Source organism: Maricaulis parjimensis (assembly GCF_016817355.1).
Lineage (GTDB): Bacteria > Pseudomonadota > Alphaproteobacteria > Caulobacterales > Maricaulaceae > Maricaulis > Maricaulis parjimensis.
In genome coordinates this window covers 90,153-102,580 of sequence record NZ_JADOTT010000005.1, presented here as the reverse complement: position 1 = coordinate 102,580, position 12,428 = coordinate 90,153, and the positions used below count along the sequence as shown (strand labels likewise).

Annotated in this window: 11 protein-coding genes; all 11 read right to left on the bottom strand. The window is 62.4% G+C overall.

Annotated elements, in window-relative coordinates; genetic code table 11:
• Positions 1-112: 112 nt before the first annotated feature.
• The 11 genes from ppdK to I0K07_RS09880 all read right to left on the bottom strand — a co-directional run bounded on the left by ppdK (position 113) and on the right by I0K07_RS09880 (position 12,402).
• Positions 113-2,788 carry a pyruvate, phosphate dikinase gene (ppdK, locus tag I0K07_RS09930; RefSeq protein WP_203292917.1) on the bottom strand — a complete coding sequence of 892 codons (2,676 nt, stop codon included), beginning with the start codon at positions 2,786-2,788 and terminating at the stop codon, positions 113-115.
• A gap of 12 nt (positions 2,789-2,800) precedes the next feature.
• Positions 2,801-5,002 (bottom strand): glycine--tRNA ligase subunit beta, encoded by a 2,202-nt coding sequence (gene glyS, locus I0K07_RS09925; RefSeq protein ID WP_203292915.1) that lies wholly within the window; start codon positions 5,000-5,002, stop codon positions 2,801-2,803.
• A gap of 11 nt (positions 5,003-5,013) precedes the next feature.
• Positions 5,014-5,487, bottom strand: coding sequence for a GFA family protein (locus tag I0K07_RS09920; RefSeq protein ID WP_203292913.1), 474 nt, complete (start codon positions 5,485-5,487; stop codon positions 5,014-5,016).
• Entirely contained in the window at positions 5,484-5,963 is a 480-nt protein-coding gene (locus tag I0K07_RS09915) for a hypothetical protein (RefSeq protein WP_203292911.1), read from the bottom strand. Before I0K07_RS09915 ends, I0K07_RS09920 begins: the two co-directional genes overlap by 4 nt.
• A gap of 4 nt (positions 5,964-5,967) precedes the next feature.
• Positions 5,968-6,852: a glycine--tRNA ligase subunit alpha gene (locus tag I0K07_RS09910; RefSeq protein WP_203292909.1), complete on the bottom strand. Its 885-nt coding sequence runs from the start codon at positions 6,850-6,852 to the stop codon at positions 5,968-5,970.
• A 71-nt stretch (positions 6,853-6,923) separates the two neighbouring features.
• Positions 6,924-7,091: a hypothetical protein gene (locus I0K07_RS09905; protein WP_203292907.1), complete on the bottom strand. Its 168-nt coding sequence runs from the start codon at positions 7,089-7,091 to the stop codon at positions 6,924-6,926.
• Between the two features lie 17 nt (positions 7,092-7,108).
• A complete protein-coding gene (lpdA, locus tag I0K07_RS09900; protein ID WP_203292905.1) occupies positions 7,109-8,542 on the bottom strand; it encodes a dihydrolipoyl dehydrogenase in 1,434 nt (477 codons plus the stop codon).
• A 70-nt stretch (positions 8,543-8,612) separates the two neighbouring features.
• On the bottom strand, positions 8,613-8,834 hold the full coding sequence (locus I0K07_RS09895) for a hypothetical protein (RefSeq protein ID WP_203292900.1): 222 nt from the start codon (positions 8,832-8,834) through the stop codon (positions 8,613-8,615).
• 67 nt (positions 8,835-8,901) lie between these two features.
• Entirely contained in the window at positions 8,902-10,152 is a 1,251-nt protein-coding gene (locus I0K07_RS09890) for a dihydrolipoamide acetyltransferase family protein (protein WP_203292898.1), read from the bottom strand.
• Positions 10,153-10,155: 3 nt separating this feature from the next.
• Positions 10,156-11,169, bottom strand: coding sequence for an alpha-ketoacid dehydrogenase subunit beta (locus tag I0K07_RS09885; protein ID WP_203292896.1), 1,014 nt, complete (start codon positions 11,167-11,169; stop codon positions 10,156-10,158).
• A 3-nt stretch (positions 11,170-11,172) separates the two neighbouring features.
• Entirely contained in the window at positions 11,173-12,402 is a 1,230-nt protein-coding gene (locus tag I0K07_RS09880; protein WP_203292894.1) for a 3-methyl-2-oxobutanoate dehydrogenase (2-methylpropanoyl-transferring) subunit alpha, read from the bottom strand.
• Positions 12,403-12,428 lie beyond the last annotated feature (26 nt).

Genomic DNA, 12,428 nt, shown 5'->3' with positions numbered 1-12,428 from the left:
CGCCTCTCTATGGGAGGCCGCGAAATTGGTCAAGCTTTGAGGCAAATTACAAATAAGAAATGACCCTCCCCGTTTCCAGGAAGGGTCATTTTTACTTTGACTGTTCAGCCACTTAGGAGGCGCGACGCAGACGGGCCTGGGCCGCCGCCAGACGCGCGATCGGCACGCGATAGGGCGAACAGGACACATAATCCAGGCCGGTTTCCTCGCAGAAATCGATCGAGGACGGGTCACCGCCATGCTCGCCGCAAATGCCCAGTTTGAGACTCTCGCGGGTGGCGCGGCCGCGCTCGGCGGCGATGGCGACGAGATCACCGACCCCGTCCTTGTCGAGCGAGACAAAGGGGTCCTTCTCGAAAATCCCGGCTTCCAGATAGTCATTCATGAACTTGCCGGCATCATCGCGCGACAGACCGAATGTGGTCTGGGTCAGGTCATTCGTGCCGAAGGAGAAGAATTCGGCATCCTCGGCAATCTTGCCGGCCATCAGGGCGGCGCGCGGCAATTCGATCATCGTGCCGATGAGATATTGCGGCTGGCCGCCGGTTTCTTCGGCGACGGCCTTGGCAACGCCAGCGACCCGGGCTTTCAGGATGGACAGCTCGGCCGGGGTGGCGACCAGCGGAATCATCACTTCAGCCAGCGGACGGAACCCCGTCTCCTTCTCGACAGCCACCTGCGCCTCGAAAATGGCGCGGGCCTGCATCTCGTAGATTTCCGGATAGGTGATGCCCAGACGGCAGCCACGATGGCCCAGCATCGGATTGCTTTCGGCAAGATCGCGGGCGCGGGCCATCAGCAGGTCCGCCGGCAGGCCGGTCGCCTTGGCCACGTCTTCCACATCTTCCGCCGTGTGCGGCAGGAATTCATGGAGCGGCGGATCCAGCAGACGGATCGTGCAAGGACGATCCGCCATGATGCGGAAGATTTCCTTGAAGTCCTCGCGCTGCATCGGAAGGATCTTGTCCAGCGCGGTGACGCGGCCATCCTGATCGTTCGACAGGATCATTTCGCGCACGGCAGCGATCCGGTCGGCCTCGAAGAACATGTGCTCGGTACGGCACAGGCCGATGCCTTCCGCCCCGAAATCGACAGCCGTCTGGCAATCGGCCGGGGTTTCCGCATTGGTGCGGACCTTCATGCGGCGATGCGTGTCGGCCCAGGCCATCAGCTTGCCGAAATCACCGGTCAGTTCCGGCTTGATCATCTTGGCTTCGCCATAGAGGACCTGGCCGGACGCGCCGTCGATCGTGACCAGTTCGCCATCCTTGATGACGCGACGGCCGACGGTGAATTGCTTAGCGGCGTAATCGATCTTGATCTGGCCGGCACCGGAGACACAGGGACGGCCCATGCCGCGCGCCACCACAGCGGCGTGCGAGGTCATGCCACCGCGTGCGGTGATGATGCCTTCAGCGGCGTGCATGCCGTGAATGTCTTCCGGCGAGGTCTCGATGCGGACCAGGATAACCTTCTCACCCGCCTTGGAGCGCTCCTCGGCCTCGTCACTATCGAACACGACCTTGCCCGCAGCCGCACCCGGCGAAGCCGGCAGGCCGGCGGTCAGCACATCGCGCTCGGCCTTGGGATCGAGCGTTGGGTGGAGCAGCTGGTCCAGCTGGGCCGGATCGACGCGCATCACGGCTTCATCCGTGGTGATCAGGCCCTCGGTCGCCATGTCGACGGCGATCTTGAGAGCGGCCTTGGCGGTGCGCTTGCCATTGCGGGTCTGCAGCATCCAGAGGCGGCCGGCTTCGACCGTGAACTCGATGTCCTGCATGTCGCGGTAATGGCGTTCCAGAATGTCGAACACCTTGATCAGCTCGGCATAGCTGGCCGGCATGGCGGTTTCCATGGACGGATTATCATCGCCCATCTTCTCGCGCATGGCTTCGGTGAGGCATTGCGGCGTGCGGATACCGGCCACCACGTCTTCACCCTGGGCATTGACCAGGAATTCGCCGTAATAGCCCGGATCACCGGTGGACGGGTCACGCGTGAAGGCCACGCCCGTGGCGGACGTCTCGCCCATATTGCCGAACACCATGGCCTGGACATTGACGGCGGTGCCCCAGCTGGCCGGGATGTCGTGCAGGCGGCGATAGGTTTTCGCGCGCTCGGTCATCCAGGAACCGAAGACGGCGCCGATCGCGCCCCAGAGCTGTTCGCGCGGATCGGACGGGAATTCATAGCCCAGCTCGCGCGCCGCGGCCTTCTTGTACTCGGCGACAATCTCGACCCAGTCATCGGCACTCAGCTCGGTGTCGAGCGAGTAGTCATTATCGTCCTTGAACCCGTCCAGGATGTCCTCGAACACGGCATGGTCCACGCCCAGAACGACATCGGAATACATCTGGATGAAGCGGCGATAGCTGTCATAGGCAAAGCGCTTGTCGCCCGACAATTCGGCCAGGCCGGCAGCGGTTTCGTCATTCAGGCCCAGATTGAGCACCGTATCCATCATGCCCGGCATGGAGGCACGAGCACCGGAGCGCACGGAGACCAGAAGCGGGTTGGCCGGATCGCCGAAGGCCTTGCCGACGGTCTTTTCCAGCTGGGCCAGAGCGGCCTCGACCTGGCCATCCAGGCTTTCCGGATAGGCCTTGTTATTCTCGTAGAAGGCCGTGCAGACCTCGGTCGTCAGGGTGAAGCCCGGCGGGACGGGCAGGCCCAGCTTGGCCATTTCGGCCAGATTGGCGCCCTTGCCGCCCAGGAGTTCGCGCATCCCGGCTTCGCCTTCGGAATCCCCGCCACCAAAGGCGTAAACCCATTTATTATCAGCGCTCATTCTGTTTGGCCCCTAGCCTGAAATCTTGTCGAAATCAGCGACGGCGCAGACGGCCGTGCGAATTCGCGACAATAAAAGCAGTCGATTGCGACGCAACCGCTCGTCGTCCGTGTTAACGGTCACGGTCTCAAAAAATGCATCAATCGGAGCACGCATGCCTGCCAGAGCAGCCATTGCGGCCGTGAAGTCTTCTTTCGCCAAAGCGGACTTGGCCGCCTCGCCCGACTGTGCCAGCGCGCAAATCAGCGCCTTCTCATCGGCTTCCGGCGCACCGGAAAGATAATCCGCATCCGGATCACCGGCAAAGCTCTCACCGGACTTCTTCTCTTCCGCCTTGAGGATATTGGCCGCCCGATTGAACCCGGCCAGCAGCGCGGCACCGTCCTCGGTGTCGAGGAAGGCCTGCAGGGCGCGCGCCTTGGCGGTCACACGGACAAGGTCGTCATCGCCCAGCGCAAAGACGGCATCGATCACGTCGTGGCGGATACCTTCATCGCGCAGGTGGACTTTGAGGCGGTCGGCGAAGAAGGCGAGGAGGTCAGTCAGGTCATGGCTATCAAACGAAGCTAGGTCGATTGTGAGGCCATCAGGATCAGCCGCGCGAGCCTCTTCGTAACAGGCGACGGCATGGTCTCCAGGCCCCTTATAGAAAGTTCGCCCATTTCTTTGAACGAGAGTATCAGCATATATTTCGACGAGTTTGCCATGCTCTTGTAAAATTTCAGACAGATGCAAATCTAGTTCATTTGCAAGCAAGATGCGTATTACACCAAGTACTGCTCGCCTGAGCGCAAACGGATCCTTCGATCCCGTTGGCTTTTCATTAATTGTCCAAAACGAGACAAGTGTGTCGATCTTTTCTGCGAGCGCGACAGCGACAGTGACCGACTCAGACGGTACAGCATCCATTGGCCCTTGCGGCCTGTAGTGATCCCGAACCGCATCTGCCAAAAGCGGGCTTTCACCCTGTAGTTCAGCATAGTATCGACCCATGACCCCCTGCAGCTCAGGAAACTCATAGACCATTTCCGAAACGAGATCGGCTTTAGATAGCTCTACGGCCCTTTTTGTAAGCAACGCATCAGCATTCAGCTTTTTAGCCAATTTGCCCGCCAGTTCCGCCACTCGCCTAGCTTTGTCAGACACGCTGCCCAATCGATCGTGGAAGGTGACTTTGGAGAGCTGGGCCGCCATGTCCGAGAGTGGCGTTTTGCGGTCATTATCCCAGAAGTGGCGGGCATCCGACAGGCGTGCGGAGAGGACGCGGGCATTACCGGCGGCAATCGCCTTGCCGCCATCGGGCGCGACCTGATTGGCAATGCAGACGAATTTCGAGGTGACGCCCGGCTCGCCCGGCTTCTTCACCGCGAAATACTTCTGGTGCGTCTTCATGGTCAGGGTGATGACTTCTGGCGGCAGATCGAGAAAGTCCGGATCCATCTCGCCCAGAAGCGGGACCGGCCATTCCACCAGACCGGCAACCTCCGTCAGAAGACCGGCATCCTCGACCAGTTCCAGACCGGCATCCGTGCAGACCTTGCGGGCACCGTCCAGGATCAGCGCTTCGCGTTCCGCGCGCGACTGGATGACATGGCCCTCTTCGCGCAGGACTTTGGTGTATTGCGCATAATCGGTGATCGTGAAGGGACCGCGGCCCATGCGGCGATGGCCTTCGGTGATATTGCCCGACTTGATGCCGAACACGTCGAAGTCCACGACTTCGCCATCAAACAGGCAGAGCAGGCGCTGGATCGGACGCACCCAGCGCTGGGCCTTCTCATCCTCGCCGAACTTCATGGATTTGGGCCAGGGGAAGGCTTTCATCACCTCCGGGATCGCCTCGGCGATCACATCGGCCGTGGTGCGGCCGGGCTTTTCGATGATGGCGACCCAGAACTCGCCCTTCTTGTCTTCGCGCTTTTCGCACTGGTCCAGCGAGGCAACACCGGCGCCACGCAGAAAGCCTTCAACGGCCTTGTCCGGCGCACCGACGCGCGGGCCCTTGCGTTCTTCGCGGACATCCTCGGTCTTCACCGGCAGGCCCTCAATCACGAGACCCAGTCGGCGCGGACCGGCAAAGGTGGTCAACGAGGTCCAGGCAATGCCGGCGGCCTTCAGCTTGTCACCCAGGAGTTTTTCCAGGTCGGCCTCGGCGCGCGGCTGCATCCGGGCCGGGATTTCCTCGCAGAAGATTTCAAAAAGCAGTTCAGACATTTTGTGTCCCGTCACGAGGTCGGTTTGTCGGTCAGTTCCTGGGAGGTCCAGCGCTCCATGAGCGCGTAATAACTGTCGTCCGGCGGACCTTCATAGATCAGCGTGTCATCCTCGAAGGCCATCCAGTCTTGGGCCGATTTCACCCAGATATGCCCGACCGGACGCAGACGGGCGCGATCATCCAGCGAACCCGCCTTCAATGACAGGGCCGGACGCCCTTCGGTATCATTGGCGATGCGCGTGCCGCACTTGTCACAGAACAGGCCCAGCTTGTTGGACTTGCTGTCGGTGGGAATGGAGAAGGCCGACGGTGCGCCCTGGGTGAAGCGGAAACCGTCCCGCTCCACCAGCATGGACAGGCCGAACGCCGAGGAGGATTGCTGCTGGCAGGTCGTGCAATGGCAGCAATACAGGGTCAGCGGCTGTTTGGAGATCTCATAGCGGATCGCACCACACTGGCAGCCGCCGCGGAGGGGGAGTTTCATGAGGCGGTCTCCGTTGCCAAACAGGCGCCCGAGCGCCCCGTCACATTTTGGGCGAGGCCCGCCCCGCTTTCGGCAATGGTATAGCGCCAGGCCTGGTCCCCATCGCAGAAATCACCCCAAGCAATGATGGAAACACTGCCTTGGGTTTGACCGCTCACCCGATCAGGGGCGGATGCTTCCGTGCCCGGCATGGGCCGTGTGGGAAGGACGCGCGCAAGCCATTCCGGGGCCGGTCGTGCAGACAGTTCGAATGAAATGCTTGCCGAGTTCTCCTCGCCTTGATTGCGAAGAATGGACGTGATTTCAGCCCCCTCCGGAAGAGACGCGGGGATCAGTCCCAACTCGACATAGCGCGAGCGGTCCTCGGCACTCGGCAAAGCAACCTGTTCCGTCACGCCGTCATCGGAGTTCATGCGCAGCACCAGCACACCGGCGCCAAGCGCGGCGATCAGGGCAAGAAGGGCTGCAAACCGCATCGCCCTACCCCTCCAGCGCCGCGCGTTCGGACTTCACCCAGGCTTCAGCGCAGCCCTTGGCCAGTTCGCGGACGCGGGCGATCCAGCTGGCGCGTTCGGCCACCGAAATGGCGCCGCGGGCATCGACCAGATTGAACAGGTGCGAGGCCTTCAGGCAGAAATCATAGGCCGGCAGGGGCAGCGGCTTGTCGAGATTGAGCAGGGCCATGCACTGGCTTTCCGCGCCCTTGAACCACTCAATCAGCATGTCGACATCGGCATGCTCGAAATTGAATTCGGAATACTGGCGCTCGGCTTCCTGGAAGACATCGCCGTATTTCAGGCCCGCACCATTGAAGTCCAGATCGTAGACATTCTCCACGCCCTGGACATACATGGCCAGGCGTTCCAGCCCATAGGTCAGCTCGCCGGAGACGAGATCGACATCGAGCCCGCCGACCTGCTGGAAATAGGTGAATTGGGAGACTTCCATCCCGTCACACCAGACCTCCCAGCCCAGACCCCAGGCGCCCACGGTCGGGTTTTCCCAGTCATCCTCGACAAAGCGGACATCGTGCAAATCGCGGTCGATGCCGATCGCGTCGAGCGAGCCGAGATAGAGGTCCTGGATATCGGCCGGGCACGGCTTCAGCAGGACCTGGAACTGGTAATAGTGCTGGAGGCGGTTGGGGTTCTCGCCATAGCGGCCATCGCCCGGACGGCGCGAGGGCTGGACATAGGCGGCACGCCAGGGGCGCGGCCCCAGCGAGCGCAGCGTCGTGGCCGGGTGCAGCGTGCCGGCCCCCACTTCCACATCATAGGGCTGGAGAATGGCGCAGCCCTGCTCGGCCCAGTAATGCTGCAGACGCAGGATCAGGTCCTGGAAGGACGGCGCAGGTGAAGCGGCCATATCGTATTGTCCCGGCGGAAATAAACGCGTTCAGAAAATTGGCCGGACACTAGGCAACGGGGCCCGTCTAATCAAGCACGCGAGTCCTCATCTCGCTGCGCCGCAGCACTGTCGCCCAGCCGCGCCTCCACCGCCTTGCGGGCCGCTTCCGCCGTCTCATCACGCGCTTTCGTCTTCCGGCCCCTGAAGAGGAAGAAGAGAATGATGGCCGCGGCAAGGAGGAAGAGCGTGATTTCCATGGGGCGGAAAGCCGGGCCTAGCCCGCCTTCGGTGCCGTGATGTGGATCGGGTGGCCCAGTGCCGTCAGGGCGGATTCGGCGAAGCCTTCCGTCAGGGTCGGGTGGACGTGGATCGTGCCGGCAATGTCTTCCAAGCGTGCACCCATCTCGACCGCCAGGGCAAACTCGCCCGAGAGCTCAGACACATGCGTACCAACGGCGTGGATGCCGAGGATGACATGGTCATCCTTGCGCGCCGTGACGCGGACGAAACCGCCATCCGTACCGGCATCCATGGAGAGATAGCGGCCCGAAGCGGCGAGCGGGAATTTGCCGGTGATGACCTCTTCACCCTTCGCCTTGGCCTCATCCGGCGTCAGGCCGACGCCAACGACTTCCGGTTCGGTGAAGCAGACAGCAGCGATGGCGACCGGATCATGCACGCGGCGATGACCGGCGATGATCTCGGCGACCATTTCGCCCTGGGCCGTCGCCTTGTGCGCCAGGAGCGGCTCACCGACAACATCACCGATCGCGTAGACACCGCGCATTCCGGTGCGGCACTGGGCGTCGACCTTGATGAATTTGCCGTCCAGATCGAGGCCCATATTCTCCAGGCCCCAGCCGTCCAGGCAGGCCTTGCGGCCGACGGCGACGAGGATCTTGTCGGCCTCGATCGTCTGCGTGGCGCCCTTGGCGTCCTCGTATTCCAGAACGGATTTGCCGTCCTTGCCTTGCGTGACGCCCTTGGCCTTGCAGGACAGGTTCACATCCACCTTGTGCTTCTTCAGCCACATGGTGATCGGGCGGGTGATCTCCTTGTCATAGAGCGGCAGGATGCGATCCAGCGCCTCGATGAAGGTGACCTCAGTGCCCAGCTTGCGATAGGCGATGCCCAGTTCCAGGCCGATATAGCCGGCACCGACAACGACGAGCTTCTCCGGCTTTTCCGTCAGTTCCAGCGCCTGGGTGGAGCCGATGACATTGTCGCCGAAGGGCATGAAGGGGAGTTCGACTTCCACCGAACCGGTGGCGAGCACGACATTCTCCGCCGTGATCTCGATCTCCTCGCCTGCATCCGTGGTGACGATGCAGGTCTTGGCATTCTTAAAGTTCGCCCAGCCGGCAATATGCTCGGCACCGGCCGCCTTGATCAACTGCGCCACGCCGCCGGTCAGCTTGGAGACGATGCCGTCCTTCCAGCCGATCAGCTTGCCCATGTCCAGCTTGGGCTCTTCGGACAGGGAAATGCCGAACCGGTCGCCCTTGGCCGCAGCACTCATATGCTCGTACTCGGTCGCGGCATGGATCATCGCCTTGGAGGGGATACAGCCGCGATTGAGGCAGGTGCCACCCAGACCGTGCTTGTCGACAATGATCGTGTCGAGGCCCAGCTGGCCGGCCCGGATAGCGGCCGGATAACCGCCGGGACCACCCCCGACAATGAGGACTTGGCAAGACCGTGTCTGCATCACAGGCGCTCCTTGAGTGTATCAGCGCAAAATCGAGAAATGACCGGAGCGCGGGGCTCCGGACGGGGTATCAGGTGTTGGCTTCTTGCGGACGACTGAGGCGGCGCCAGACCAGGGAACCGATCACGGAGCCCAAGGCAACCACAGCAAAAGAGCCGAACACGATCTGGGGCATCCATTCGGACTGGATGCCGATCTTCCCGTGATAGAACATGAGGATGAAAACGCCGGCCGCCCAAACGGCAACGGCGGAGATGAAATCGGACCAGGTCTGTTTCACACTTGGCGTCATCTCATTCACTCCCCTCTTTTGCTTTTGGGCGCTTTGCCCGGTCCGGTCAAGCAGACCGGGGTCAGCCTCACATGAACAGCGTTGCCGGGTTTTCCAGCAGGGATTTGACCCGCTGGATCAGCATGGCGGCGTCATACCCGTCGACGATCCGGTGATCGAAGCAGGAGGACAGATTCATCAGCTTGCGCGGCACGACCTGACCATCCGCATCGAAGCGCGGCAGGGTCTGCATCTTGTTGACGCCGATGATCGCCGTTTCTGGTGCGTTCAGGATGGGCGTCGTGACCAGACCACCGATTGCCCCCAGCGAGGTGATGGTGATGGTGGACCCGCTCAGCTCGTCCTTGGAGGCCTTGCCATCCTTAGCCGCTTGGCCGAGGCGCGAGAGTTCCGAGGCGATCTGCCAGATGTCCAGGCTTTCCGCATGCTTGATTACCGGCACCATGAGACCGTTCGGCGTGGCGGCCGCGATGCCGCAATGCACGGCCTCATACTTGGTCAGCACCATGGCCTCGCCATCGAAATGGGCATTGGCTTGGGGCGTGTCCGGCAGGGCCTTGGTCAGCGCCAGGACGAGGAAGGGAATGAAGGTCAGCTTGGGCTGGTCTTCGGAGCGGTGTGCATTGAGATGCGCGCGCAATTCTTCCAGCGCCGTGACGTCGATTTCCTCGACATAGGCAATGTCCGGGATCGTACGCTGGGCACGGGACATATTGTCGGAGATGCGACGGCGCAGGCCGATCACCTTCTCCTCGGTCACCGCCGTGCGCGCCGAACGGATGGCGGAACCGCCTCCGGAACGCGCGGCCAGGCGGCCACCGGATTTGATAAAATCATCCAGATCGTCATGCGTGATCCGGCCGGCCGGGCCCGTGCCGGGAACCACACCCAGATCAATCGCCGCATCCAGGGCGCGCTTGCGCACGGCGGGGCTGGCCAGCGGACGCTCGCCGGTCGGGCGCGCTGCCACGGACGGAGCCTCGGCGGAGACTTCCGGCTCAACGGGCTTCTTGGCGGCCGGCTTGGGCTCTTCCTTGGGCGCTTCGGCCGGTGCCTCCTCCTCGACGGGAGCGGCACCAGACGTGGCGATGAACATGATTTCCGTGCCGACAGCGATGACATCGCCCGGCGCGCCGACCAGCTTGGTCACGGTGCCGTTCACGGCGCAGGGAATCTCCACCGTCGCCTTGTCCGTCATCACGTCCAGCACGTGCTGGTCCTCGGTGACCGTGTCACCTTCCTTGACGTGCCATTCGACGATTTCCGCCTCGACGATCCCTTCGCCGACATCAGGCATTTTATAGCGGTACTCACTCATCGCTTAAGCCTCCAGCACGGCGTTCATCGCGTTGATGAAACGGTCCGGTCCCGGGAAGTAGGACCATTCATGGGCATGCGGATAGGGCGTATCCCAACCGGTGACACGCTGGATCGGGGCTTCGAGCGCGTAGAAGCACTCTTCCTGGATCTGCGCGGCCAGTTCGGCCGCAAAACCCGAGGTCCGCGGCGCTTCCTGGGAGACGACGCAGCGGCCGGTCTTCTTCACCGAACGGGCAATCGTCTCGATATCGTAGGGAGCCAGCGTCTTCAGATCGATCACTTCAGCATCGATACCGGCGCGTTCGGCGGCTGCCTGGGCGACCAGGACCAGCGTGCCATAGGCGACCACGGTGACATCCTTGCCCTCACGGACCACTTCCGCCTTGCCGATGGGCAGGGAGTAATGGCCTTCAGGCACTTCGCCCTTGGGATGATTGCCCCAGGAGGCCAGCGCACCGCCGGAATGGCCTTCGAACGGGCCATTATAGAGACGTTTGGGCTCGAAGAAGATGACCGGGTCCGGGCTCTCGATCGCGGCGATCAGCAGGCCCTTGGCGTCATAGGGGTTGGACGGCATCACCACTTGCACACCCGGGATATGGGTGAAGAAGGCTTCCGGGCTCATGGAGTGGGTCTGGCCACCGCGGATACCGCCGCCACAGGGCGTGCGGATCACGGCGGGAACCGTGAACTGGCCGGCCGTGCGATAACGGATGCGCGACAATTCGGAGACGATCTGGTCGAGCCCCGGGAAGATGTAGTCGGCAAACTGGATCTCGGCGACAGGCTTGAGGCCCTTGGCCGCCATGCCGATCGCCATCGCCACGATGGCCGCTTCATTGATCGGCGCGTCGAAGGAGCGGTCCAGCCCGTATTTCTTCTGCAGGTTCGCGGTTACCCGGAACACACCGCCGAAATAGCCGGCATCCTCGCCAAAGCTGATGACGTCGGGATCGCGTTCCATCATCACATCCAGCGCCGAGTTGAGCGCCTGGATCATGTTCATCTTGGCCATGTCCTAGACTCCCAGATCCTGGCGCTGGCGGCGCAGGCGCCAGTCCTGTTCGGCATAGACATCCTCGAAGATCGACTCGACCGGCGAGAGCGGACCGTCATGCAGCGTGCCGTAGCTTTCGGCTTCCTTGTAGGAGGCAATCACCAGCTCGTTCAGCTCCTTCTCGAGCGCGACATGGCGCTCTTCGTCCCACTCACCCAGACCGATGAGATGGTTCTTCAGACGCGCGATCGGATCACCCAGCGGCCAGGCCTCCCCCTCGCCTTTCGGCCGGTAGCCGGACGGGTCGTCCGAGGTGGAGTGCGCATCAGCGCGATAGGTGAAGCTCTCGATCACCGTGGCGCCATGCCCCTTGCGCGCGCGCTCGGCGGCCCATTGGGTGGCGGCGTAGACGGCCAGGAAGTCATTGCCGTCCACACGCAGGGAGGCGAGGCCATAGCCCAGCCCCTTGGCGGCGAAAGTCGGAGCGTCGCCAGCGGCGATCCCCTGGAAGGTGGAAATGGCCCACTGATTGTTCACGACATTCAGAACGACCGGCGCCTTGTAGGTGGAGGCCAGGACCAGCGCGCCGTGGAAATCGCCTTCAGCGGTCGAGCCTTCGCCGATCCAGCTGGCTGCGATCTGGCTTTCGCCCTTGTAGCGGCAGGCCATGGCATAGCCGACAGCCTGCGGAAATTGCGTCGCCAGATTGCCCGAGATCGAGAAGAAATTCCCCTCGGCCCAGGTGTAGTGGACCGGCAGCTGACGGCCCTTGAGATTGTCACGGCTGTTGGAGATGCAGTGGCACATCATCTCCACAATGTCGCGGCCCCGCGCGAACAGCATGCCTTGCTGGCGGTAGGACGGGAACACCATGTCGCCCTTGTCGAGCGCCATCGCCCCGGCCACGGCAATCGCCTCCTCGCCGGTGGACTTCATGTAGAAGCTCATCTTGCCCTGGCGCTGCAGTTTCAGCATGCGGTCGTCATAGGCGCGGGTCAGCATCATGTGCTTGAGCCCCTCACGCAGGACATCCGCGTCCAGTTTCGGGTCCCATTCGCCAACCGCCTGGTGGTTATGGTCGAGCACACCGATCAGGCCGAGGGCCAGATCGCGGGTCTCCATGCCGGGCACAGCGACATCCGGCCGTTTGGCCTCACCGGCCGGCTGGACCTCGATGTGAGAAAAATCAGGTGTGTCACCGGGACGCGCATGCGGCGCGGGGACATGAAAGCGAGGTGCGTCTTGGGCCATGAGCTCTCATCTGGACTGGCGGGGCG